Genomic DNA, 24,175 nt, shown 5'->3' with positions numbered 1-24,175 from the left:
TTCGTGCGCGTCTCTTCTGATCACTCGTGACGTACTCGGCACTCCGCTACCAGGTACGCCCGGCGACGGCCGACGGTTCCGGCATCAGGGCAGGATGATCGACGACCGGCTGGAAGCACAGCCCTCCGGCTCGTTACCCTCTGTCGGCATGATCACCGGCGGAGACCGTACGCGAAGGCACGACGGCAGCAGCACCCCGCTGCCCCGTTCGTTCTTCGACCGTCCAGTGCTCGAGGTCGCACCCGAGCTCCTGGGCCGGCACCTCGTCCGCACCGCGCCGGACGGACGGATTGTTCTGCGCATCACGGAGGTGGAGGCCTACGCGGGGGAGGCGGATCCCGGCTCGCACGCCTACAGAGGCCGGACCCAGCGCAACGCCTCGATGTTCGGGCCCCCTGGGCATGCCTACGTCTACTTCATCTACGGCATGTGGTTCAGCCTCAACCTCGTCTGCGGAGCCGAGGGCCACGCGAGCGGTGTGCTGATCCGTGCCGGCGAGATCCTGACGGGCGGGGAGCATGCGTGGAAGCGACGTCCGAAGGCGCGCAAGGACACGGAACTCGCCAAGGGCCCGGCCCGTCTGGCAACGGCCCTGGACGTGGACCGAACGCTGAACGGCACGGACGTCTGCTCCACTGAGGAGCGCGCTCCGCTTCGCGTTCTGGCTGGTGAGGAGGTCGGCACGGGAGAGATACGGAGTGGCCCGCGAACAGGCGTGGGGGGTGCCGGGGCGGTGCATCCGTGGCGCTACTGGATCGACGAGGACCCCACGGTGAGCCCTTACCGGCCACATCAACCCCGGCGCCGTCAGAGGTCACTTGACTCCGAAGGCCGGAAGACCTAACGTTGAGCGAGTCGCTGAAAACGATCGACGGTAGCCGCGGCCTCGAAGCCGGGGTAACCCATCGGAAGCGACCAAACACTACCTACGATTTCCCCAAATGGGGTTCGCTTTTGGTGCGCCAAAAACGAGCTACAAGCTCCGATTAGGGGCGGGCGAGGAAATCCGCTAAAGTAGTGACACCGAGAGGGAAGCGCCCGGAGCGGCCTGTGAGGGTCGTGATGGAAGCGTCCGTTCTTTGAGAACTCAACAGCGTGCCAAAAGTCAACGCCAGATATGTTGATACCCTCGTGTCTTCACGTTTTGTGGAGGCGTGGGATTTCTTTGATTGACAGCGAGGATGCTGTGCACGCCGGGATTATTCCTCCTGGTTGTGCCGCTCTTTCGTGGTGTCTAGTGCATTCACGGAGAGTTTGATCCTGGCTCAGGACGAACGCTGGCGGCGTGCTTAACACATGCAAGTCGAACGATGAAGCCCTTTCGGGGGTGGATTAGTGGCGAACGGGTGAGTAACACGTGGGCAATCTGCCCTGCACTTCGGGACAAGCCCTGGAAACGGGGTCTAATACCGGATACGACTCGGGGAGGCATCTCTACCGGGTGGAAAGCTTCGGCGGTGCAGGATGAGCCCGCGGCCTATCAGCTTGTTGGTGGGGTGATGGCCTACCAAGGCGACGACGGGTAGCCGGCCTGAGAGGGCGACCGGCCACACTGGGACTGAGACACGGCCCAGACTCCTACGGGAGGCAGCAGTGGGGAATATTGCACAATGGGCGGAAGCCTGATGCAGCGACGCCGCGTGAGGGATGACGGCCTTCGGGTTGTAAACCTCTTTCAGCAGGGAAGAAGCTTTTGTGACGGTACCTGCAGAAGAAGCACCGGCTAACTACGTGCCAGCAGCCGCGGTAATACGTAGGGTGCGAGCGTTGTCCGGAATTATTGGGCGTAAAGAGCTCGTAGGCGGCCTGTCACGTCGGATGTGAAAGCCCGGGGCTTAACCCTGGGTCTGCATTCGATACGGGCAGGCTAGAGTTCGGTAGGGGAGATCGGAATTCCTGGTGTAGCGGTGAAATGCGCAGATATCAGGAGGAACACCGGTGGCGAAGGCGGATCTCTGGGCCGATACTGACGCTGAGGAGCGAAAGCATGGGGAGCGAACAGGATTAGATACCCTGGTAGTCCATGCCGTAAACGTTGGGCACTAGGTGTGGGCGACATTCCACGTTGTCCGTGCCGCAGCTAACGCATTAAGTGCCCCGCCTGGGGAGTACGGCCGCAAGGCTAAAACTCAAAGGAATTGACGGGGGCCCGCACAAGCGGCGGAGCATGTGGCTTAATTCGACGCAACGCGAAGAACCTTACCAAGGCTTGACATACATCAGAAAGCTGTGGAGACACAGCCTCCCTTGTGGCTGGTGTACAGGTGGTGCATGGCTGTCGTCAGCTCGTGTCGTGAGATGTTGGGTTAAGTCCCGCAACGAGCGCAACCCTTGTCTCGTGTTGCCAGCAGGCCCTTGTGGTGCTGGGGACTCACGGGAGACTGCCGGGGTCAACTCGGAGGAAGGTGGGGACGACGTCAAGTCATCATGCCCCTTATGTCTTGGGCTGCACACGTGCTACAATGGCCGGTACAATGAGTTGCGATGCCGTGAGGTGGAGCGAATCTCAAAAAGCCGGTCTCAGTTCGGATTGGGGTCTGCAACTCGACCCCATGAAGTCGGAGTCGCTAGTAATCGCAGATCAGCATTGCTGCGGTGAATACGTTCCCGGGCCTTGTACACACCGCCCGTCACGTCACGAAAGTCGGTAACACCCGAAGCCGGTGGCCCAACCCCCTTGCGGGGAGGGAGCCGTCGAAGGTGGGACTGGCGATTGGGACGAAGTCGTAACAAGGTAGCCGTACCGGAAGGTGCGGCTGGATCACCTCCTTTCTAAGGAGCATCTTGGCCGTGCAGTGCACGGTCCAGGAGGCCATTACGCCGGCGCACGTCCGGCGGTGGTTGCTCATGGGTGGAACGTTGACTATTCAGCCGGGCCGTTGGTCCTGCTCTGTGCCAGTACTGCTGTCTTGATCTTGTGCCGTTGTGGTGGGAGATGAAGAGGGCGTGGAACGCGGGGAGTTGGGTCGGGGTCTGGCTGGGCGCGCTGTTGGGTGTCTGAGAGTGCGGGCGGCTGCTGCTGTTGTGGTGGTGGTTGTGTGTCTCTTGGTTGCCGGCCCTGGTGTACTCGGACTGTGTGTTCGGGGTGGTGGGTGGCTGGTTGTTGTTTGAGAACTGCACAGTGGACGCGAGCATCTGTGGCCAAGTTTTTAAGGGCGCACGGTGGATGCCTTGGCACCAGGAACCGATGAAGGACGTGGGAGGCCGCGATAGGCCCCGGGGAGTTGTCAACCGAGCTGTGATCCGGGGGTGTCCGAATGGGGAAACCCGGCAGTCGTCATGGGCTGTCACCCGCATCTGAATGTATAGGGTGTGTGGAGGGAACGCGGGGAAGTGAAACATCTCAGTACCCGCAGGAAGAGAAAACAACCGTGATTCCGGGAGTAGTGGCGAGCGAAACTGGATGAGGCTAAACCGTATGTGTGTGAGACCCGGCAGGGGTTGCATGTACGGGGTTGTGGGAGTTCTCTTGATCGGTCTGCCGGCCGGTCGGCGAGTGAGAAATTGTTGATGTAGGCGAAGGGCATGCGAAAGGCCCGGCGTAGAGGGTAAGACCCCCGTAGCTGAAATGTCAGCAGCTCGTTTGAGGATCACCCGAGTAGCATGGGGCCCGAGAAATCCTGTGTGAATCTGGCGGGACCACCCGTCAAGCCTAAATATTCCCTGGTGACCGATAGCGGATAGTACCGTGAGGGAATGGTGAAAAGTACCGCGGGAGCGGAGTGAAAGAGTACCTGAAACCGTGTGCCTACAAGCCGTGGGAGCGTCGCACGTCAAGTTTGCTTGGCGTGTCGTGACTGCGTGCCTTTTGAAGAATGAGCCTGCGAGTTTGCGGCATGTTGCGAGGTTAACCCGTGTGGGGGAGCCGTAGCGAAAGCGAGTCCGAAGAGGGCGTTTGAGTAGCGTGTTCAAGACCCGAAGCGGAGTGATCTAGCCATGGGCAGGGTGAAGCGGAGGTAAGACTTCGTGGAGGCCCGAACCCACCAGGGTTGAAAACCTGGGGGATGACCTGTGGTTAGGGGTGAAAGGCCAATCAAACTCCGTGATAGCTGGTTCTCCCCGAAATGCATTTAGGTGCAGCGTCGTGTGTTTCTTGCCGGAGGTAGAGCACTGGATAGGCGATGGGCCCTACCGGGTTACTGACCTTAGCCAAACTCCGAATGCCGGTAAGTGAGAGCGCGGCAGTGAGACTGTGGGGGATAAGCTCCATGGTCGAGAGGGAAACAGCCCAGAGCATCGACTAAGGCCCCTAAGCGTGTGCTAAGTGGGAAAGGATGTGGAGTCGCAGAGACAACCAGGAGGTTGGCTTAGAAGCAGCCATCCTTGAAAGAGTGCGTAATAGCTCACTGGTCAAGTGATTCCGCGCCGACAATGTAGCGGGGCTCAAGCACACCGCCGACGTCGTGTCACTCACATATGTGCCTTAACGGGTGTGTGGGTGGGTAGGGGAGCGTCGTGTGCCGGGTGAAGCAGCCGTGGAAACGAGTTGTGGACGGTATGCGAGTGAGAATGCAGGCATGAGTAGCGATACATACGTGAGAAACGTGTGCGCCGATTGACTAAGGGTTCCTGGGTCAAGCTGATCTGCCCAGGGTAAGTCGGGTCCTAAGGCGAGGCCGACAGGCGTAGTCGATGGATAACCGGTTGATATTCCGGTACCCGTGGCAGTGCGCCAGCGCTGAATCAGGTGATGCTAAGCCCGTGAAGCCCCCCGTGTGTGTCCTTCGGGATGCCGTGGGTGTGGTGGAGCCGGCGGTCCGATCCTGTAGTAGGTGAGTGATGGGGTGACGCAGGAAGGTAGTCCAGCCCGGGCGGTGGTTGTCCCGGGGTAAGGGTGTAGGGCGTCGTGCAGGTAAATCCGCACGGCATGTGCCTGAGACCTGATGCCGAGCCGATTGTGGTGAAGTGGATGATCCTATGCTGTCGAGAAAAGCCTCTAGCGAGTGCTGTTGCGGCCCGTACCCTAAACCGACTCAGGTGGTCTGGTAGAGAATACCGAGGCGTTCGGGTGAACTATGGTTAAGGAACTCGGCAAAATGCCCCCGTAACTTCGGGAGAAGGGGGGCCACGGCTGGTGATCCCACGTGCTGGGGGAGCTGGTGGTGGCCGCAGAGACCAGCGAGAAGCGACTGTTTACTAAAAACACAGGTCCGTGCGAAGCCGTAAGGCGATGTATACGGACTGACGCCTGCCCGGTGCTGGAACGTTAAGGGGACCGGTTAGTCACATTTCGGTGTGGCGAAGCTGAGAACTTAAGCGCCAGTAAACGGCGGTGGTAACTATAACCATCCTAAGGTAGCGAAATTCCTTGTCGGGTAAGTTCCGACCTGCACGAATGGCGTAACGACTTCTTGACTGTCTCAACCATAGGCCCGGTGAAATTGCACTACGAGTAAAGATGCTCGTTTCGCGCAGCAGGACGGAAAGACCCCGGGACCTTTACTACAGCTTGATATTGGTGTTCGGTTCGGTTTGTGTAGGATAGGTGGGAGACTGTGATACTCGCACGCCAGTGTGGGTGGAGTCGTTGTTGAAATACCACTCTGATCGTGCTGGATGTCTAACCTGGGTCCGTGATCCGGATCAGGGACAGTGTCTGGTGGGTAGTTTAACTGGGGCGGTTGCCTCCTAAAATGTAACGGAGGCGCCCAAAGGTTCCCTCAGCCTGGTTGGTCATCAGGTGGTGAGTGTAAGTGCACAAGGGAGCTTGACTGTGAGACTGACGGGTCGAGCAGGGACGAAAGTCGGGACTAGTGATCCGGCGGTGGCTTGTGGAAGCGCCGTCGCTCAACGGATAAAAGGTACCCCGGGGATAACAGGCTGATCTTCCCCAAGAGTCCATATCGACGGGATGGTTTGGCACCTCGATGTCGGCTCGTCGCATCCTGGGGCTGGAGTCGGTCCCAAGGGTTGGGCTGTTCGCCCATTAAAGCGGTACGCGAGCTGGGTTTAGAACGTCGTGAGACAGTTCGGTCCCTATCCGCTGCGCGCGTAGGAGTCTTGAGAAGGGCTGTCCCTAGTACGAGAGGACCGGGACGGACGGACCTCTGGTGTGCCAGTTGTCCTGCCAAGGGCATGGCTGGTTGGCTACGTTCGGGAGGGATAACCGCTGAAAGCATCTAAGCGGGAAGCCTGCTTCGAGATGAGGACTCCCACCCCCTGTGTGGGGTTAAGGCTCCCGGGAGATGACCGGGTTGATAGGCCGGATATGGAAGACCCGTGAGGGTTGGAGTTGACCGGTACTAATAAGCCGAGGGCTTGACCACAGATTCTTTTTGCTCGCGTCCACTGTGCGGTATCTGAAACAACAACCGTTTTGGTTGGTCCGGTGCAGCAGTCTTCGGGTTGTTGTATCGGGGTGAGAATTGAACAGTGCGCTGACACACAGGTTTCCCCCGCTGTGGGTGGGGGGTGTGTTTCGGTGGTCATAGCGTGAGGGAAACGCCCGGTTACTTTCCGAACCCGGAAGCTAAGCCTTACTGCGCCGATGGTACTGCATGCGGGAGCGTGTGGGAGAGTAGGACACCGCCGAACTACTATTGAGGGCCCGTGGCCCACAGCGTGCATGCGCTGTGGGCCACGGGCTTTTTTGATTTTCGGAATTGCAATAGTGCGGGCCTTGGAGAAAGGCCCTGTGCGTAGAAGGAGTCACGTCGATGTCCACCGATTCGCCAGACGATCGGCCTGAGCCTCGTCCTCGTCGGTCCGGGCCACGGAGCGGCGATGACCGCCCTCGTGGTGGAAAGCGCGACGGTCGCGCGAGCGGCGGTGAGAACCGTGGACGGGACGGGTACCGGCGCGAGGACGGACGTCGCAGCGACCGGCGTGACGATCGGAAGGACCGGGACAGGCCGCGAGGCGCCGGCTTCCGCCGCGATGAGCGGAGCGACAGGAGGGACCGGCCGGAGCGGCGGAGCGATGGGCGCGGCAGCGCCCCCCGGCCTGACAGGAGCCGGTCTGATGGGCCGCGGCAGGACCGGCGGGAAGAGAGGCCGCGGCAGGACCGGCGGGAAGAGAGGCCGCGGCAGGACCGGCGGGATGACAGGCCGCGTGGGCCCCGTCGGGAGGACGAGCGGAGCGGAAGCGGGGGCCGGCGCCCGTACGGGCAGGGCGGCGGTCGCGGACGGGACGACCGGGAGCGGCGTGGTGGTTTCCGTGGGCGCAGGGACGACGACCGCGGAGGCCCTCCGCGGCGCCCCGGCCGGGACGACCGCAGGGAAGGGCGCCGGGATGACAGGCGCCTGGACCGCGACGCGCCGCGGCGGCTGCCCATCGACGACGACGTGACCGGCGCCGAGATCGACAAGGAGGTCCGGCAGGAGCTGATGAGCCTGCCGAAGACTCTTGCCGAGGACGTCGCGAAGAACCTTGTCATGGTCGCCAGGCTGCTCGACGAGGATCCGCAGGGGGCCTACGGCTATGCACGCGTCGCCCTGAGGCTGGCTTCGCGTGTGCCGTCGGTGCGTGAGGCGGCGGGCTTCGCCGCGTACGCGGTGGAGAAGTACGCGGAGGCGCTGGCAGAGTTCCGTGCCGCCCGGCGCATGACGGGGCTGCAGCATCTGTGGCCGGTGATGGCCGACTGCGAGCGCGGCATGGGGAGGCCGGAGAAGGCCCTGGCGATGGCCGGCGAGCCCGAGGTGCAGAAGCTGGACAAGGCCGGACAGGTGGAGATGCGGCTGGTCGCGGCGGGGGCGCGCCGTGACATGGGCCAGGCCGAGGCTGCCGTGGTGACGTTGCAGAGCCCTGAACTCGCGTCCAGTTCGCAGCAGCCGTGGACAGCCCGGCTGCGCTACGCGTACGCCGACGCGCTGCTGGAGGTCGGACGTGAGGACGAGGCGCGGGAGTGGTTCGCCAAGGCGCTGGAAGCCGACCAGAGCGGTTCCACGGACGCGTCGGACAGGCTCGCCGAGCTCGACGGCGTGGAGTTCATCGACGCCCTCGATCCGGAGGCGGAGGACGAGGCCGCCGGGGAAGGTGACGGCGGCAGCACCTCGGAGTGAGCCGGTGAGCAGCCGGGAGACATGAGGAGGCGGGAGCCCGTGGCGGGCTCCCGCCTCCTTGTCGTCCGACGGGGGAAGGGCGGGGCTACGGTGCGAAGGGCGCCAGGGGGTTCTCCAGTTCGCCGACGATCTGGAGAGCGCCCGCCGGGTCCTGCAGGTCCACCATCTGCTGGTTGTTGCGCAGCTGAAGGCGGTTGAGGCAGGAGAGCGCGAAGGTTTCCGCGAAGAGGTCGTAGCGCTCGAAGCGTTCGGCCAGGTGCGGTGCGGACTTCTGGTAGTCGCGGATGCAGTCGGCGACCGTCGACCAGAAGGAGGACTCGTCGAGGGTGCCGTTGTCCGCGAGGATTCCGTTGAGGAAGCGCAGGAAACAGTCGAAGACGTCGGTGAAGAGGGAGAGGAGCTTCATCTCCTCCGGCACGTCGGCGCGGATGCGTTCGACCTCGGGGGGGAGCTCGGCGTCCGCGCTCATCACCGCCACCTCTTCGGCGATGTCCTTGAACAACGCCCTTGCGGGGACGCCGTCCTCGTCGAGTACGAGGATGACGTTCTCCCCGTGCGGCATGAAGACCAGGTCGTACTCGTAGAAGCAGTGCAGCAGCGGCGTGAGATACACATCGAGGTACCGGCGCAGCCACGTCGCCGCGCCCAGGCCCGACTCTTCGATGAGCGCGGTGGCCAGGGAGGCGCCCTCGGCGTCGGTGTGGAGGAGCGACGCCATCGTCGCCGGCCGCTCACCCGGCGCGAGCAGCGGCACGGGGCTCTCCCGCCACAGGGCGGCGAGCATCTTCAGGTACGGGGATCCCTTGGCTGCGGCCGCTTCGTACGGGGCGGGGTGGTAGCCGACGGCGGCGCACTCCCGCAGCACCGTGAGACCCGTCTCGCGCAGCACTTCGTCCTCGGCGACGAGTCGGGCAAGCCAGTCGTTGATCGCGGGGGTGGCCTTCATGTACTCGGCCGAAAGGCCGCGCAGGAAACCCATGTTGAGGACGGAGAGGGCCGTCTTCACATAGTGCTTCTCCGGGGCGGTGGCGTTGAAGAAGGTACGGATGGACTGCTGGGCGAGGTGTTCGTCGTCCCCGTGCCCGAGGCAGACGAGATTGCGGCGTGCGACCTCGGCGGCGAAGGTGACGGACAGCTTGTTCCACCACTGCCACGGATGGACGGGGATGAGGAAGTAGTCGTCCAGGTCGAGGCCTTCTTCCCGCATCACGGCGGAGAAGCGGCGCAGCGTCTGTGCGGACAGCTCCGAGAGCAGCAGTTTGTCGTAGCTGAGGTCGGCCGCCGTGGTGAAGGTGGCGTGGTCGCGGTGGGCGGCGACCCAGATCAGCCGTACGGGGGCGCCGGTTTCGGGCGCGTAGGCGCGGTACTCGGCGACGTCGAAGCCGAGGCGGCCGTTGTTGGCGACGAAGCAGGGGTGGCCCTCGGTCATGCCCGCCTCGATGTCCTGGAAGCCGGAGCGGGCCAGTCGGCGGGAAGTGACAGGGTCACGGGCGAGCTTGAACGCCGTGCTGGCAAGGGTGGAGCTGATCTCTTCGAGATAGACGGGCAGGATCTCCGGTCCCAGGCGCAGCGAATCCCGCAGTTCGGTGATGAACGCCAGGGCGTCCAGGGGAAGTTGGTCGCCGTCGCGGTGGCGGCTGATGCTGCCGGAGTCAATCTGCCAGTGGTCGAGGGCGAACTGCCGTGCCGTGAACCGGTATTCGGTGGTGCCGTCGTCGCTGTGGACGCTGTACGGGGTGGTGTGCTGCCCGTCGGGGGCCGGTGACGGTTCCGGAGTGAGGAGCCGCTCGTGGGTGAACTCGGCGAGGGCCTTGCGTATCAGCAGCCGGTTGGCCAGGTCCCAGCGTTCGGGGGTGAGATGGGCGATCGCTTCGCGGGGGGAGAGGGAGGTGGGGGTGGTCATCGCTTCTTCGTCTCTCCTGGGGTCGCGCGGGTATCGCCGGACTCCCGGGTCGCGAGGGCCTCGCGTGCGGCCTCGAACTCTTCCCGGGTGCACATGCTCAGGTAGGCGTCCTTCTCGGGCTTGGCGACGGTGCGTTCGATGCGGAAACCGACGGCTTCGTTGAGTGCGTGCACGGCGGTGTTGCGCACGTCCGGCTCGACGACCACCCGGCGTGTGTCCGGGTCGGCGAAGAGCATGTCCATCACCGTGGTGATCACGGCGAGGGTGAAACCGCGGAGCGGCGCGTCGGTGGGAGCGCACAGGAAGTGCATGCCGACGTCGCCCGGCTGTGCGTCGTAGAGGCCTTTCAGTTCGACGTGTGCGGGGTCGTAGCGCTCCATGAGGAAGCGCGGCTCGCCCTCGTGCAGCCCGAGGAAGGCGTCGTGGTACTCGGAGGCGGCGATGCTCATGAACTCACGCTCCACGTCGGTGAGCGTGGATTCCTGCATCAGCCAGAAGGCCGACTTGGGGTGGGTGACCCAGGTGTGCAGCAACTCGGCGTCGCCCGCCGGGTCCACGGGGCGCAGGGCGAAGCGGCCCAGGTTCGGGTCGTTGCGGGTGTGCACGATGGCGGCGGTGCCGCCGTCGTCCGTACGGGTGCTGCTCATGGGTGCGGAACCTCCGTCCGTGTGGCCGGTGCCGGTGCCCCGTCGGGTACCGGGGCGCTGAAGTCCTGGAAGGCGATGGCCTCTTCGAGCGGGTAGTACTCGCGGCCGAGCAGCTCGCGGATGATGCACGAGTTGCGGTACGCGGACATGCCCAGGTCCGGCGTGACGAATCCGTGGGTGTGCAGTTCGGCGTTCTGCACGTAGATCTCGTGGCCGTCGCTCGCGCCGTTGTCGACGCGGTAGTTGCGCCGTACGTCGAAGCGGCCCTGCTCGTCCCATTCGATGCGGTCGGCAATGGGGTTGAGGAATTCGGGCGTGCGGTAGCGGTATCCGGTGGCGAGAACGAGGCCCTCGGTGCTGAGGGTGAAGTCCTGCTTCTGCTCCTCCTGGCGCAGGCCGAGGGTGTACGTGCCGGAGGCGGCGTCGTAAGAGGCGTCCGTCAGCGAGGTGTTGGTCATCAGCCGCGTCGGGCATGGGCCGCCGATGCTCTTCTGGTAGAGCAGGTCGAAGATCGCGTCGATCAGCTCGGTGTTGATGCCCTTGTAGAGGTTCTTCTGCGATGCGACGAGCTCGTCACGGGTGGCCGGCGGGAGGCTGTGGAAGTAGTCGACGTACTCCGGGGAGGTCATCTCGAGCGTCAGCTTGGTGTATTCGAGCGGGAAGAAACGCGGGGAGCGGGTGACCCACGTGAGGTGGTAGTCGTGGCTGCCGATTTCCTGAAGCAGGTCGTAGTAGATCTCGGCGGCGCTCTGGCCGCTGCCGACGACCGTGACGGACTTCTTCCTCTGCAGCTGCGTCTTGTGTTCCAGATAGCGCGAGTTGTGCAGGAAGTCCCCGCCGAGGCCGCGGCAGGAGTCGGGGATGTGGGGCGGGGTGCCGGTGCCGAGCACGAGCTTTCTTCCCCTGTAGGTGCGCGGCTCCCCGGCGTCCAGGTCGTCGGCGCGGACGAGGTAGACGTCTTCTTCGTCGTCGAACTCGACGCTGGTGACGCGGTTGCGGAACCGCACCGAATCCAGTTTCCCGGCGGCCCAGCGGCAGTAGTCGTTGTACTCGGCGCGCAGCGGATAGAAGCTCTCGCGGATGTAGAACGAGTAGATGCGGCCGGACTCCTTCAGGTAGTTGAGGAAGGAGAACGGGGAGGTGGGGTCGGCGAGGGTGACCAGGTCGGAGAGGAACGGGGTCTGCAGCGTGGCGTCTTCGAGCAGCATCCCCGAGTGCCAGTCGAACCCGGGCTTGTCGTCCAGGAAGAGGCCGTCCAGCTCCTCGACGGGTTCGCTCAGGCAGGCGAGGCCGAGATTGAAGGGGCCGAGGCCGACCGCGATGAAGTCGTGGACGTGGGTGGTGCCTTGTGGGGTGGACACGTAGGTCTCCGGATCTCCGGGGGCGGGCGGTCAGCTGGCGCGGGGGTGGACCGGTTCCGGGGGCGGAAGCCGGTCTTCGGAGCCGCCCCGGCGCTCGGCGAGGTGTCGGCCGGCGTGCTCGGCGATGAGGTCGAGGACGGTGGCGATGTCGTCGAGTGAGGTCCGCGGGTTGAGCAGTGTGAACTTCAGGTAGTGCCGTCCGTCGACGACGGTGGACGCCACGACGGCCTCACCGGAGGCCGAAAGGGCGTGCCGCGCATACAGGTTGGCCTCGTCCGTCAGGGACCGGCCGGCCGGCGAGGGCGGCAGCCAGCGGAAGACGAGGGTGCTCAGCTGCGGCCGGGTGACGACCTCGAAGCGGGGGTCCTCCCGCAGCATCCGCCAGGCGTCGGCCGCACGGTCCACTACCTCGTCGAAGAGTTCGCCGATTCCGGCGGCGCCCATGATGCGCAGCGTCAGCCACAGCTTGAGGGCGTCGAAGCGGCGGGTGGTCTGGATGGACTTGTCGACCTGGTTGGGGATGTCGTTCTCTGCCGTCCGTGCCGGGTTGAGGTAGTCCGCGTGGTAGGTGACATGGCGCAGCGCGGCCTGGTCGCGTACGAGCACGGCGCTCGAACTCACCGGCTGGAAGAAGGACTTGTGGTAGTCGACGGTGACGGAGTCGGCGCGCTCGATGCCCTCCAGCAGACCGCGCCGCCGGGAGACCAGCAGACCGCAGCCGTAGGCCGCGTCCACGTGCAGCCATGTACCGAATCGTTCGCACAGGCCGGCGATGGCGGGCAGCGGGTCGATGCTGCCGAAGTCCGTCGTGCCGGCGGTGGCGACGACGGCCATCACCACCAGGTTCTCGCGCTCGCACCGTTCGAGTTCGGCTGCGAGGGCGGAGGTGCGCATCTTCCGGTCCTGGTCGCACGGTACGGCGACGACGGCTTCGGCTCCCAGGCCGAGCAGCGTGGCGGCCTTCTCGACGCTGAAGTGGCTGCATTCGGAGGTGAGAACGCGAAGCCGCGGCAGGATCTCCGGCTTCCGCAGCGGGGTCGGGGAGTTCTTCTGCACCAGGCGGCACGCCTCTTCCCGGGCGAGCAGCAGTGCCTGCAGATTGGACTGGGTGCCGCCGCTGGTGAAGATGCCGTCGGCCGCGGTGCCGAGGCCGGCTCGCTCGGCGGTCCACTTGATCAGATGCTGTTCGATAAGCGTGCCGCCGGCGCTCTGGTCCCAGGTGTCCATCGAGGAGTTGACGGCCGAGATCACCGCCTCGCCCAGGACCGCCGGGATGACCACGGGGCAGTTGAGGTGGGCGAGGTAGCGCGGGTGGTGGAAGTAGACGGCGTCGCGGAGGTAGACGTTCTCCAGCTCGTCGAGGGCTGCGGCCGGGTCGCCCAGGGGCTCTTCCAGGTCGATGCCCTCGACGGCCGGGCGGAGTTGGGACGGGGTGACTCCGGTGAAGGGGCGGTCGGTGCGGGCGATCCTGTCCGCCACACGGCCGACGCCTTCCGTGACGCAGCGCCGGTAGCGCTCCACCGTCCCGTCGTTGAGCAGGTGTGACCTGCTGCTCATGAACTGTCCTCCCTGACGCGGGCATCGTCTTCATGCACCGCACGGAGAGTGCGGTGAGGTAAGGCTACCCTAACTATGCCCGGGTGAGGGTGCAGTGGGGCGGGTCACGAGCGTCACAGGAAGCAGGAGGCCTCAGCAGCCGTCGTCGAGGACGCGGAGCACCAGACCGGTCGCCGGTTTCGGGCCGAAAGAGGTCGACTTGCGGGGCATCATCACGCCCCGCTCGGCGAGTTCGCGTACGACTTCCTCCCGCACCGGCCTCATGAGAACGGCGGTGCCGCCCGCGCGGGCCGCCTTGCCGACGGCTGCGGCGGCATCGTGGATGTAGCTGATCTCATCCGGGACGTCGGGCACTTGCCACACCTCGTCGAGAAGTACGGAGTGCAGCACGGTCGCGTCCAGGCGCCGCCACGATTCCGGACCGCCGGCGGTCAGCCCTTCCAGCAGACGGGGAGCGGGGTCCCGCAGCAGATGGAAGGCGCCACCGTCGGTGAGCAGGAAGGCGTTGCCCGGCGTCTCGTCCAGGGTGCCGAGCGCCTGCGCAAGGGAGCCCGTCCCGAGAGCACGTACCCGGAAGGCGCCCTCCGACGCGGCGGCGTGCAGTGCCTGTTCGAGCGGGAGCCGGGGAAGCACCCGGTGGATGGCCTGAACCCGCAGCGGATGGCGGACGGTGTCGACGAGGAGGACGAGGCCGTAGTCCCAGGGCGAACCGCCGGAACAGGAGGCGGAGCCGGAGCGGCCGCCGGCCGGGCCGGCCTGCGCGCCGGGGCTGCCGTGTGCGCCGCCCTCGGCGCTCCCGGCCGGTCCCCGGTGTTCGCCGCGGAGCCGGAGGTAGGTCGCCCATCGGTGGTGTCCGTCCGCGATGAGAGCGCGGTGCCGGGACAAGTCGGCGTCGATCTCGGCGAGTTCGGCCGGATCGGTCAGCGACCACAGGCGGTGCGAGAAGCCGTCCTCGGTCGTTGTGGAGAGCAACGGCGTGCGGAGCACGGCCCGTTCGATGACTGCCGTGGCGCCGGTGACCGTGCCGTCGCCGCGGTAGGAGAGGAGCAGTGGCTCCAGGTTCGCTCCCGTGGCGCGCATCAGCGCCGCACGGTCCTCCACGATCTCGGCTATGACGTCCTCGTGCGGCAGGACGACGCCCTCCTCGGGCGCGGACAGCCGCAGCGCGCCGATGAGTCCGCGCTGGAGCAGGTCGCCGCGGCGCTGCTCGTAGACGTACAGCGCCGGCCGCGGGTCCTGCGCCAGCACGCCCTCCGCACGCCAGGAACGCAGCGTCTCCGCGGCCTTGGCCTGCCCTCCCGCCGCGTCGCCGGCCTGCGGCAGGATCAGCCGGACGATGTTGTACGGGTCCGAGGTCTCCAGGTGGTGCAACTCGTCGGGGCGGACGACCACGTCGTACGGCGGCGAGGTCACGGCGGCGAGAGAGCCGACCTCCCCGGGGGCGTAACGCAGGCCGCGGAAGGGAGTGAGCCGGAGGCCGTCGGTGGTCATTACCGCATGCTATGCCGGACTCCGGCCGGGGACGGAGCGGCCCCTGGCGGCACAGGGCGGCATCATCGGGGGAGTCGGGCGAGGAGAGGCATCCGTTGCGAGGAGAGCGAGAGACGATGGCGGGCACTGTGCGTACGAGCCCTTCCGGAAGCGGCCGGGCCCTGCGGGAGGCGTACGACACGGCGCTGCTGGACCTGGACGGTGTGGTGTACGTCGCGGGCGATGCGGTGCCTCACGCGGTGAGAGCGCTGGAGGAGGCGCGGAAAGCCGGAATGCGCCTGGCGTATGTGACGAACAACGCGTCACGCACGCCGGAGGCCGTCGCGGCGCACCTGTGCGACCTCGGCATCCCCGCGGACGCCGGTGACGTGGTCACCTCGGCGCAGGCGGTGGCCCGTCTCATCGCCGAGCGGCATCCGCAGGGTTCCCGGGTGCTGGCCGTCGGCGGCGAAGGCCTCCGGGAGGCGCTGCGCGAGCAGGGGATGAGCGTCGTCGAATCGGCCGACGACGAACCGGCCGTCGTGGCGCAGGGGTACGGCGGCCCGCACCTGGAGTGGGGACGGCTCGGGGAGGCGGCGCTCGCCGTCGGACGGGGCGCCGAGTGGTTCGCCTCGAACGCCGACGTCACCGTCCCCGGAGACCGCGGCATAATGCCCGGCAACGGCGCGGCCGTCGAGGTCGTCCGCCTGGCGACCCGATGGATGCGTGATGCTCCCGAGCCGCGGATCGCGGGGAAGCCGCAGCCGCCGATGCACCGCGAGACCGTTCTGCGTACGGGAGCGCGGCGGCCCCTGGTCGTCGGCGACCGCCTGGACACCGACATCGAAGGCGCGCACGTCGGAGGCGTCGACTCGCTGCTCGTGCTGACAGGGGTGACCGACGCGGTGCAGCTGCTCGCGGCGCCGCCCGAGCACCGCCCGGCGTACGTCGCACGGGACCTGCGCGGACTGGCGCAGCCCCATCCGGAGCCGGGGGCCGACGCCGGGAGCGGCTTCGGATGCGCCGGCTGGAACGCCAGGGCGGGCAGCGGGGAACTCGTCCTCGAGGGGGAGGGCGAAGTGCTCGACGGACTGCGGGCGTTGTGCGCCGCCGCGTGGACCGCCGCGGGGGCGGGCCGTTGCACGCTGGAGGCGGACAAGGCCCTTGCGCGGCTGGGGCTCTGACGAGCGGGGGATCTTGAGGAGCGGGGCCTTGAGGGGCCGGCGCTTTGCGGGACTTGAGCCCTGAGGGGCGCGGCCTCCTCCTCAGTCGCCCGCGGCGCCCGCGCGGCCGGAGACGGCCTCCTCGACGAGTTGTTCCTCGCTCGTGTCCATCCGCCAGTAGCCGGTGAACTTGACCCTCTTGCGGTCGAAGCCGCGCTCACCGACCAGATGACGCCGCAGCGCCTTGACGGTTCCGGCCTCGCCCGCGATCCACGCGTACGGGGTGCCCCCGGGGAGGCGGGCCGCGGCGAGGGACGCGAGGTGGAAGTCCGTGCGGTTCTCGGTGGTGTTCTCCCTGACGAGCCAGGTGATGTCGGCGTCCGCGGTTGTCGGGAGCTCCTGGACGTCCTCGGCGTGCGGCACCTCGATCCACACCTTGGCGGGGGTGCCCGGCGGCAGCCACTCGAGGATTCCCGCGATCGCGGGCAGCGCGGTCTCGTCTCCGCTGATCAGTACCCAGTCGGTGCCGGCGGCGGGACGGAAGTCCACGCCGGCGTTGTCGTGGACGGTGGGGCCGAGGAGGGTGACCCGGTCACCGGGGCGCGCGGTCGCGGCCCACCGTGACGCGGGACCGGCCGGTACGAAGCCCGCTGATGAGGCCTCGGACGGGTCGCCGACGCCGTGCAGCGCGAAGTCGATGTCCAGCTCGTCCTGCGGGAAGCGGCGCTGCTCCCGCACGGTGTAGGAGCGCATGATCCCGCGCACGGACGGGTCCATGGCCCGCCAGGCCGTGAACCACGCGTCGCCGGCGTCGGTGGGGACGACCGGTGCGTCCTGGCCCGGGTGCGGAAGGAAGAGTTTGAAGCGCTGGTCGCGCCCGCCGGAGGCGAAGTCCCGCAGCGGCTCGCCGCCGAAGGTGATGCGCAGCATCGTCGGGCCCAGCCGGCGGGTCCGTACGACGTGGGCGTCGAAGAACTCGAACGGGACGGTGCGGGCGGGGGCTTCGGGGGCTGCGGTGCTCATGTTGCGGCTTTCCTCCCGGGTGGGCCGTGCCGTGCGTGGGTGTCGGGTTGCTTGGTGGTCCGGCCGCGAGGCCGGTGGCTGTGCGGTGCCGCGGCCACGGGGGCGGGCCCCGGGCGTGTCAACTACGCGGCGTGTGCGGCGGATCGAGCTCCGGAACGGGCCGGGAGGCGTCCGGGTGAGAGGCGGGCGGCGGGGGTGCCGCCGCCCGCTCCACCGCATCAGGCGGTCTTCTTGGCGTCCTCGATCGCCTTGGCGAGCTGTTCGAGTACGGGGGCGGCACCCGCGTAGGAGAAGCGCGGCTCGGCGTCCCATGTGGTGACTTGGCCGGCCTTGACCGCGGGCAGGTCCGACCACGTGGGCTTGGACTTGAGAGCCGGGGGCTGGAGGGCCTGCGTCCGGTTGTCCAGCATGATCACGTCGGCCTTGTACTTGTCGGCGTTCTCCCAGCTGAGTTCCTCGAAGAATCCCTGCTTGCTGAGCTTCTTCGGCACGACGATGTCGACGCCGAGCTCCTTGAAGTACCGCAGGTCGGCATTCGCGGAGGGGTCGGAGACATACATGAGGTCCGGGGCGCCGGAGGCGGCCATCACCTTCAGGCCGCCGCTCGCCTTGGCCGCCTTGCGAAGCCTCTCGGAGGCCTTCTCGAAGCGGTCCTTGGCGTCGGTGACGCGCTTGGCCTTGAGGTCGGCGCCGAGGGAGCCGGCCAGTTCGGCGAAGCGCTTGATCGCGTCCAGCATGGACGTCTCGGCGGTCTTGAGCGCCAGGGCCGGGGCGAGCTTGAGGATCTTGGCCTTGCTCTCGTCCGGCACGTACCAGAGTGCGTCCTTCACGTACATGTTCGTCACCAGCAGGTCGGGACGGACCTTCGCGTACTTCTCGATGTCGAACTCGCCGTAGGCGTTGCCGATGACCGCCAGCTTCTTCACGTTCAGGTCGCCCGCCAGTACGTCGGGCTCGCCGTTCTTCTTCTTCGTCGGGCCGAAGACTCCGACGATCGCGTCGCCGGCGCCGAAGTCGTGCAGGGCCGCGGCGGTGCCGACGTAGGCGACTATGCGCTGCGGTTCGGCGTCGAGGCTGATCTTCTTCTTGCGGTCGTCGGTGAAGGACCAGGCGCCTCCGCCCTTGCCGGCGCCGGACTTCGAACCCCCGTCGCCGCCGCAGGCGGTGAGCAGGGCGCCGAGACCCGCGGCGCCGCCTGCGGCCAGCAGACCACGACGGGAGAGACTGGGGGACGCGGACGAATGGGGCATGGCGAAGCCTTCTCTTTCCGGTGTCTTTCGGGGCGGCAGTGTGCCGAATGCCAAGTTAGGTTAACCTAACCAAAGTCGTTGTTGTCCAGTGGCCGGGTGCCCCCGCCCCCCGTCCCCGACCGGAGCCCGTACGTGACTCTCATCAACTCCCGCCAGAAAACGGGAAGTTCGGCGGCCGAAGGTCCCGGAGAAGCCGAACGGCCCCCACCGGCGGCGGTGTCCGTGCGGAAGGCCGGCGCCGACCGGTCCGGGCCGGCGGGCCAGGACGGTGACCCCGCCGCGGGCGGTGGCCGGACCGTCCTGGTATTCCGCGCCGCCGGACTGCTGGGCGCCGGGGCCCTGTTGCTGCTCGTACTCGCACTGAGCATCGCCGTCGGGGCGAAGCAGCTCTCGCTCACCGAGGTCCTGAACGGCCTGACGGACACCGGCTCGCCGTCGTACCCGGTGGTGCACGAAATGCGTCTGCCGCGCACCGTTCTCGGGCTGCTCGCCGGAGCCGCACTCGGGCTCGCGGGCGGCGTGATGCAGTCGCTGACCCGCAACCCGCTCGCCGATCCCGGACTGCTCGGCATCAACGGCGGCGCCGCCGCGGCCGTCGTCACCGCGATCTCCTTCTTCGGGGTCTCCGGCTACACCGGCTACATCGGCTTCGCCTTCGCCGGCGCCGCGGCCGTCTCGGTGGCCGTGTACGCGGTCGGTGGCGGCCGCGGGGCGACTCCCGCACGGCTCGCCCTCGCCGGTACGGCACTGAACGCGGCGCTCATCTCCTACGTCAACGCGGTGCAGTTGCTGGACACCGCCTCGCTGGACCGCATGCGCTTCTGGACGGTCGGCTCGCTGGCCCGCGCGGAGGACGGCACCAACGTCCAGGCGCTGCCGTTCGTGCTGGCCGGCATCCTGCTGGCGCTGGCTCTGGCCCGCCCGCTCAACGCGCTCGCACTCGGCGAGGACGCAGCACGGGCGCTCGGCTCACGTCCCGGACTCACGCGCGGCGCCGCCATCGTGGCGGTGACGCTGCTGTGCGGTGCGGCGACCGCGGCCTGCGGTCCCATCGTCTTCGTCGGCCTGATGGTGCCGCACATGGTGCGCTCCCTGACGGGCCCGGACCTGCGGTGGCTGCTGCCCTACTGCGCACTGCTGGCGCCGGTGCTGATGCTCGGCGCGGATGTGCTCGGACGCGTGCTCGGGCGACCCTCCGAACTGCAAGTGGGCATCGTGACCGTCGTGCTCGGCGGGCCGTTCTTCCTCTACTTCGTGCGGCGCCGGAGGGTGGCCCGGGCATGAGCGTCATACGTACGGCGGGCGGATACTCCGTCACGCTCCGGCCGCGCGCGTTCCTCGCGGGAGCGGGGTGCGTGGTGCTGGCGCTCGTCGTCGGAGTCTTCGCCATCGGCAGCGGTGAATACCCGATGGCACCGGCGGACGTGATCCGCACCCTGGCCGGCCAGGGTGCGCCCGCGGACGCCTTCATCGTCAACGAGCTGCGGCTGCCGCGCATCGTTACCGCCCTCTCGGTGGGCGCCGCGCTGGCGCTGGCGGGGGCGGTCTTCCAGGCGGTCGTGCGCAATCCGCTCGGCAGCCCCGACGTTCTCGGCTTCACCCACGGCGCCGCGACCGGTGCGCTGACCGCGATCGTCGTCGTCGGCGGAGGCAGCGCCGCACTCGCGGGCGGTGCGCTGCTCGGCGGCGTCGCCACCGGGATCGCCGTGTACGGGCTGGCGTGGCGCGGAGGCATGCACGGCTACCGGCTCGTGCTCGTCGGCATCGGCGTCGCCGCCATGCTCACCGGCGTCAACGGATATCTCCTCACCAAGGCCCAGATCACCGAGGCCGGGCGTGCGGTGCTGTGGATGACCGGCAGCCTCGACGGGCGTGGCTGGGACGACGCCGCGCCGCTGCTCGCCGCCATGGCGGTGCTGGTGCCGGTCGTGCTGCTCGGGTGCGAACGCCCCCTGCGCATGATGGAGATGGGCGACGACGCCGCCGCCGCGCTGGGCGTCCGCGTGGAGCGGGTGCGGCTGGTGCTCCTCGCCGCCGCCGTGCTCCTGGTGGCCCTCGCGGCCGCTGCCGCGGGCCCCGTCGCGTTCGTGGCGCTGACGGCGCCGCAGTTGGCGCGGAGGCTGACGAAGGCGCCGGGACCGAACCTTCTGCCGGCGATGTGCATGGGTGCCGCGCTGCTGGTCACTGCCGATTTCTGCGCCCAACGCGCCTTCGGTGAAAGGGAGTTGCCGGTGGGCGTGGTGACCGGTGTGCTGGGCGGCGGCTATCTGGTGTGGCTGCTGGCGACCGAGCGCAGGGCTGGACGGATATGAGCGGCGGGAGCGCGGCGGACGCGACGCCGGGTCCCGTCAGGTTCAGGGACGGCGTCAAGGGTGCCGTTACGGATGCGAAGAGCACGGACGCCGATACGTATGCGAAGCGCACGGACACGACGGCGACGGATGCGAAGAGCACGGACGCCGATACGTATGCGAAGCGCACGGACACGACGGCGACGGATGTGACGGCGACGGGCACGACCACGACGGATGCGACGACCGGTACGGGCAACAGTGCGAGGACGGCGAGCGTGACCGAACAGCAGACCCCGGAGTCCCCGCGGCAACCGCAGGCCCCCGAATCCCCGCGGCCTGACGGCACTTGGGAAGGCGCCACCCGGCTCACGGGCAAGGGCCTCACCCTCGCCTACGACCGGCGTACGGTCTCGGAGGGGCTGAGCGTCGCCGTGCCGGACAACTCCTTCACGGTGGTCGTCGGCCCCAACGCCTGCGGCAAGTCCACGCTGCTGCGCGCCCTCTCCCGGATGCTCCGGCCCACTGCCGGGTCCGTGCTGCTGGACGGCGCCGACATCGGCGGAATGCCCGCGAAGAAGCTCGCACGCACCCTCGGGCTGCTGCCGCAGTCGTCCGTCGCCCCCGACGGGATCACCGTCGCCGACCTGGTGGCGCGCGGGCGCTACCCGCACCAGAGCCTGCTGCGCCAGTGGTCGCGGGAGGACGAGCGGGTGGTGAGGCAGTCGATGGAGGCGACCGGGGTGGACGACCTGGAGAGCCGCTTCGTCGACGAGCTGTCCGGCGGCCAGCGGCAGCGCGTGTGGATCGCCATGGCGCTCGCGCAGCAGACCCCGCTGCTGCTCCTGGACGAGCCGACCACGTATCTCGACATCGCCCACCAGATCGAGGTCCTGGACCTGTGTGCCCGGCTGCACGAGGAGGAGGGCCGCACGCTGGTGGCTGTGCTGCACGACCTCAACCACGCGGCGCGCTACGCCACGCACCTCATCGCGATGCGGGAGGGCGAAGTGGTCGCGGAGGGCGCCCCGGGCGAGGTCGTCACAGCGGGCCTCGTGGAGGAGGTCTTCGGCATGCCGTGCAGGGTGATCGAGGATCCGGAATCGGGTACGCCGCTGGTCGTACCGGCCGCGCGGTCCCGTGGGCGCGCGGCGCGCAGCACCTGAGCCCGCGCGCACGGGGCGGGCCCGCGGGGTGCTTCGGAAGCGGTAGCGTCAGGGGCATGAGCGAGCCGATGCCGGGCGCAGTGCCGGCGCAGCAGGACGCAGACCCCGCACGGGCGGCGGGCGCCGGGGAGCCGGCGGAAAAGACGGCACCCGCGGAACAAGCGGAAGCCGTCGCGGGAGAGCTGCCGGGTGCCCATGGGCCCGTCGAGGCGGAGCACCGCGCGGGCGCCGAGGACAACACGGGCGCCGAGGAGCACGCAGACGCGGAGGAGCCCGCGCAGCCCGGTGAAGCGGAGGCTGAGGACGACGGGCCGCGCCCGCTCGGGCTGCACGTAGAGCCGACGGGCCAGGCCCCCGTCGACGCCCAGCTGAGACGCCTGGAGGACGCCGACCATCTCGCGGTCTCGGGTCACCTGGAGGTGTACGAGGACGTGCACCGCGGGCTGCGGGAGGCGCTGGCCGGGCTCGACCGGCACCCCGCTTCGGCACCCGCCCCGGGCCCCGCCTCCGTACCCGCCCCGGGCCCCGCCTCCGTACCCGCCCCGGGCCCCGCCTCCGTACACGCCCCGGGCCCCGCCTCCGTACACGGTCCGGGCCGCCCCGCGCCAGGGCCTCAGCCTCACCGGAGCTGACTCTTGCCCCGACGCCGACTCGACGCGGAACTGGTGCGCCGCAACCTGGCCCGTTCGCGCGAGCATGCCAGCCAGCTGATCGCCGCAGGACGGGTCACCGTCGGCGGCAACGTCGCCGCGAAGCCCGCCACACAGGTGGAGACCAGCGCCGCCGTCGTCGTACGGGCCGACGACGCCGACCCGGAGTACGTCTCGCGCGGCGGGCACAAACTCGCGGGCGCGCTCGCGGTGTTCGGGCCTCTGGGCCTGCGCACCGAGGGGCGCCGCGCCCTGGACGCCGGCGCCTCGACGGGCGGCTTCACCGACGTACTGCTGCGCGCCGGCGCGGCCGAGGTCGTGGCCGTGGACGTCGGCTACGGGCAGCTCGCCTGGTCCCTGCGCAGCGACGCACGCGTCACCGTCAAGGACCGTACGAACGTACGGGAGTTGACGCTCGACGACGTGGACGGCAGGCCTGTGGACCTCGTCGTGGGAGACCTGTCCTTCATCCCCCTGGGACTCGTGCTCCCCGCTCTCGTGCGGTGCTCCGCGCCGGACGCCGACCTGGTGCTCATGGTCAAGCCGCAGTTCGAGGTCGGCAGGGAACGCCTCGGCAGCGGCGGCGTGGTGCGCGGCGCCGCGCTGCGCACGGAGGCCGTGCTGGGAGTGGCCGCCCAGGGCGCACGGCTGGGACTCGGCGCCCTCGGAGTGACGGCGAGTCCGCTGCCGGGGCCGTCCGGGAACGTCGAGTACTTTCTGTGGCTGCGTGCCGGAGCACCCGCGATCGACGCGGCCGAAGTCGAGCGAGCTGTGGCGGAGGGCCCGAAATGACGACAGGCAGTGACGCCCGCACGGTCTTCCTGCTCGCCCACACAGGACGCGGAGCAGCCGTACGCAGCGCGGAGCTGGTCGTACAGGGTCTGCTGCGCAACGACATCGGCGTGCGGGTGCTGGAGGAGGAGGCCGGCGCCCTGCCCTTGCCCGACCGGGTGCGCACGGTGCCGTCGACCGAGCAGGCCGCGGAGGGCTGCGAGCTGATCGTCGTCCTCGGCGGCGACGGAACGCTGCTGCGCGGCGCCGAGTTCGCCCGTGCCTCCGGCGTGCCGATGCTGGGCGTCAACCTGGGTCGGGTCGGCTTCCTCGCCGAGGCCGAGCGCGACGACCTGGAGGAAGTCGTGCACCGGGTCGTCACGCGGGACTACGAGGTGGAGGAGCGGATGACGCTCGACGTCCTCGTGCGCACCGACGGGCAGATCGTGCACCGCGACTGGGCCATCAACGAGGCGTCGGTGGAGAAGGCCTCCCGCGAGCGGATGCTGGAGGTCGTCACCGAGGTCGACAACCGTCCCGTCTCCCGTTTCGGCGGCGACGGCGTCGTGTGTGCCACACCCACCGGCTCGACAGCATACGCCTTCTCCGCCGGCGGCCCCGTCGTCTGGCCCGAGGTGGAGGCGCTGCTGATGGTGCCGATCAGCGCACACGCGCTGTTCGCCAAACCGCTCGTGACGGCGCCGGATTCGGTGCTCGCCGTGGAGGTGCAGCCGCAGACGCCGCACGGCGTGATGTGGTGCGACGGGAGACGCAGCGTCGAACTCCCCGCGGGTGCGCGCGTGGAGGTGCGCCGCGGGTCCGTGCCCGTGCGGCTGGCGAGGCTGCACCACGCATCCTTCACGGACCGGCTGGTCGCCAAGTTCGCGCTGCCGGTGGCCGGTTGGCGCGGCGCGCCGCACTGA

Annotated in this window: 17 protein-coding genes and 3 rRNA genes; 13 read left to right on the top strand and 7 right to left on the bottom strand. The window is 68.1% G+C overall.

What is annotated here, in order from left to right; translation table 11 throughout:
* Positions 1-148 precede the first annotated feature (148 nt).
* The 6 genes from EV375_RS04300 to EV375_RS04280 all read left to right on the top strand — a co-directional run bounded on the left by EV375_RS04300 (position 149) and on the right by EV375_RS04280 (position 8,000).
* Positions 149-844 (top strand): DNA-3-methyladenine glycosylase, encoded by a 696-nt coding sequence (locus EV375_RS04300; protein WP_130298260.1) that lies wholly within the window; start codon positions 149-151, stop codon positions 842-844.
* 398 nt (positions 845-1,242) lie between these two features.
* Positions 1,243-2,772 (top strand): 16S ribosomal RNA (locus EV375_RS04295).
* Between the two features lie 367 nt (positions 2,773-3,139).
* Positions 3,140-6,266, top strand: a 23S ribosomal RNA gene (locus EV375_RS04290).
* A gap of 151 nt (positions 6,267-6,417) precedes the next feature.
* Positions 6,418-6,534 (top strand): 5S ribosomal RNA (gene rrf, locus EV375_RS04285).
* The 16S, 23S and 5S rRNA genes sit together here, the layout of an rRNA operon.
* Positions 6,535-7,038: 504 nt before the next feature.
* Positions 7,039-7,287 (top strand): hypothetical protein, encoded by a 249-nt coding sequence (locus EV375_RS29025; RefSeq protein WP_165434647.1) that lies wholly within the window; start codon positions 7,039-7,041, stop codon positions 7,285-7,287.
* Positions 7,266-8,000 (top strand): tetratricopeptide repeat protein, encoded by a 735-nt coding sequence (locus EV375_RS04280; protein ID WP_130301595.1) that lies wholly within the window; start codon positions 7,266-7,268, stop codon positions 7,998-8,000. The genes EV375_RS29025 and EV375_RS04280 overlap by 22 nt, the downstream gene beginning before the upstream one ends.
* A gap of 85 nt (positions 8,001-8,085) precedes the next feature.
* Here the strand turns inward: EV375_RS04280 and EV375_RS04275 are convergent, their stop codons facing one another.
* The 5 genes from EV375_RS04275 to EV375_RS04255 form a co-directional block, all read right to left on the bottom strand.
* Positions 8,086-9,903 (bottom strand): IucA/IucC family protein, encoded by a 1,818-nt coding sequence (locus tag EV375_RS04275; RefSeq protein WP_130298259.1) that lies wholly within the window; start codon positions 9,901-9,903, stop codon positions 8,086-8,088.
* Positions 9,900-10,550: a GNAT family N-acetyltransferase gene (locus EV375_RS04270; protein WP_130298258.1), complete on the bottom strand. Its 651-nt coding sequence runs from the start codon at positions 10,548-10,550 to the stop codon at positions 9,900-9,902. Before EV375_RS04270 ends, EV375_RS04275 begins: the two co-directional genes overlap by 4 nt.
* On the bottom strand, positions 10,547-11,911 hold the full coding sequence (locus EV375_RS04265) for a lysine N(6)-hydroxylase/L-ornithine N(5)-oxygenase family protein (protein WP_130298257.1): 1,365 nt from the start codon (positions 11,909-11,911) through the stop codon (positions 10,547-10,549). Before EV375_RS04265 ends, EV375_RS04270 begins: the two co-directional genes overlap by 4 nt.
* Positions 11,912-11,941: 30 nt before the next feature.
* Complete coding sequence (locus EV375_RS04260; RefSeq protein WP_130298256.1) at positions 11,942-13,468, bottom strand: pyridoxal phosphate-dependent decarboxylase family protein; 1,527 nt, start codon at positions 13,466-13,468, stop codon at positions 11,942-11,944.
* 132 nt (positions 13,469-13,600) lie between these two features.
* A complete protein-coding gene (locus tag EV375_RS04255) occupies positions 13,601-14,959 on the bottom strand; it encodes a DUF1015 domain-containing protein (RefSeq protein ID WP_130298255.1) in 1,359 nt (452 codons plus the stop codon).
* Between the two features lie 116 nt (positions 14,960-15,075).
* Between EV375_RS04255 and EV375_RS04250 the strand changes: the two genes are divergently transcribed.
* Positions 15,076-16,122 carry an HAD hydrolase-like protein gene (locus EV375_RS04250; RefSeq protein ID WP_130298254.1) on the top strand — a complete coding sequence of 349 codons (1,047 nt, stop codon included), beginning with the start codon at positions 15,076-15,078 and terminating at the stop codon, positions 16,120-16,122.
* 81 nt (positions 16,123-16,203) lie between these two features.
* Here EV375_RS04250 and EV375_RS04245 read toward each other — a convergent pair whose 3' ends face one another.
* Complete coding sequence (locus EV375_RS04245) at positions 16,204-17,124, bottom strand: siderophore-interacting protein (protein ID WP_130298253.1); 921 nt, start codon at positions 17,122-17,124, stop codon at positions 16,204-16,206.
* Positions 17,125-17,342: 218 nt separating this feature from the next.
* Positions 17,343-18,374 (bottom strand): ABC transporter substrate-binding protein, encoded by a 1,032-nt coding sequence (locus EV375_RS04240; protein ID WP_130298252.1) that lies wholly within the window; start codon positions 18,372-18,374, stop codon positions 17,343-17,345.
* Positions 18,375-18,674: 300 nt separating this feature from the next.
* On the opposite strand from EV375_RS04240, the gene EV375_RS04235 reads away from it, so the two are divergent.
* From EV375_RS04235 to EV375_RS04205, 6 genes are all read left to right on the top strand, one after another.
* Positions 18,675-19,658, top strand: coding sequence for a FecCD family ABC transporter permease (locus tag EV375_RS04235; protein ID WP_486588694.1), 984 nt, complete (start codon positions 18,675-18,677; stop codon positions 19,656-19,658).
* Positions 19,655-20,686, top strand: a complete 1,032-nt coding sequence (locus tag EV375_RS04230) for an iron chelate uptake ABC transporter family permease subunit (protein WP_130298251.1) — start codon at positions 19,655-19,657, stop codon at positions 20,684-20,686. The genes EV375_RS04235 and EV375_RS04230 overlap by 4 nt, the downstream gene beginning before the upstream one ends.
* A gap of 188 nt (positions 20,687-20,874) precedes the next feature.
* Positions 20,875-21,831 carry an ABC transporter ATP-binding protein gene (locus tag EV375_RS04225; protein WP_207228280.1) on the top strand — a complete coding sequence of 319 codons (957 nt, stop codon included), beginning with the start codon at positions 20,875-20,877 and terminating at the stop codon, positions 21,829-21,831.
* 56 nt (positions 21,832-21,887) lie between these two features.
* The gene (locus tag EV375_RS29535; RefSeq protein WP_486588272.1) at positions 21,888-22,463 is read left to right on the top strand and encodes a hypothetical protein; all 576 of its coding nucleotides are present in this window, start codon (positions 21,888-21,890) and stop codon (positions 22,461-22,463) included.
* 3 nt (positions 22,464-22,466) lie between these two features.
* Complete coding sequence (locus EV375_RS04210) at positions 22,467-23,273, top strand: TlyA family RNA methyltransferase (protein WP_130298250.1); 807 nt, start codon at positions 22,467-22,469, stop codon at positions 23,271-23,273.
* Positions 23,270-24,175, top strand: coding sequence for an NAD kinase (locus EV375_RS04205; protein WP_130298249.1), 906 nt, complete (start codon positions 23,270-23,272; stop codon positions 24,173-24,175). Before EV375_RS04210 ends, EV375_RS04205 begins: the two co-directional genes overlap by 4 nt.

It is taken from the genome of Streptomyces sp. CNZ301, assembly GCF_004217425.1.
The sequence above is the reverse complement of the archived record's forward strand: the minus strand, read 5'-3'. Positions and strand labels throughout refer to the sequence as shown.

Excerpts from the sequence above, each read along its gene's own strand:
- EV375_RS04270 (WP_130298258.1), bottom strand. The coding sequence starts at position 10,550 with ATGAGCAGCACCCGTACGGACGACGGCGGCACCGCCGCCATCGTGCAC.
- EV375_RS04240 (WP_130298252.1), bottom strand. The coding sequence starts at position 18,374 with ATGCCCCATTCGTCCGCGTCCCCCAGTCTCTCCCGTCGTGGTCTGCTG.
- EV375_RS04300 (WP_130298260.1), top strand. The coding sequence starts at position 149 with ATGATCACCGGCGGAGACCGTACGCGAAGGCACGACGGCAGCAGCACC.
- EV375_RS29535 (WP_486588272.1), top strand. The coding sequence starts at position 21,888 with ATGAGCGAGCCGATGCCGGGCGCAGTGCCGGCGCAGCAGGACGCAGAC.
- EV375_RS04255 (WP_130298255.1), bottom strand. The coding sequence starts at position 14,959 with ATGACCACCGACGGCCTCCGGCTCACTCCCTTCCGCGGCCTGCGTTAC.
- EV375_RS04275 (WP_130298259.1), bottom strand. The coding sequence starts at position 9,903 with ATGACCACCCCCACCTCCCTCTCCCCCCGCGAAGCGATCGCCCATCTC.
- EV375_RS04250 (WP_130298254.1), top strand. The coding sequence starts at position 15,076 with ATGGCGGGCACTGTGCGTACGAGCCCTTCCGGAAGCGGCCGGGCCCTG.
- EV375_RS04245 (WP_130298253.1), bottom strand. The coding sequence starts at position 17,124 with ATGAGCACCGCAGCCCCCGAAGCCCCCGCCCGCACCGTCCCGTTCGAG.
- EV375_RS04260 (WP_130298256.1), bottom strand. The coding sequence starts at position 13,468 with ATGAGCAGCAGGTCACACCTGCTCAACGACGGGACGGTGGAGCGCTAC.
- EV375_RS04230 (WP_130298251.1), top strand. The coding sequence starts at position 19,655 with ATGAGCGTCATACGTACGGCGGGCGGATACTCCGTCACGCTCCGGCCG.
- EV375_RS04205 (WP_130298249.1), top strand. The coding sequence starts at position 23,270 with ATGACGACAGGCAGTGACGCCCGCACGGTCTTCCTGCTCGCCCACACA.
- EV375_RS29025 (WP_165434647.1), top strand. The coding sequence starts at position 7,039 with ATGACAGGCCGCGTGGGCCCCGTCGGGAGGACGAGCGGAGCGGAAGCG.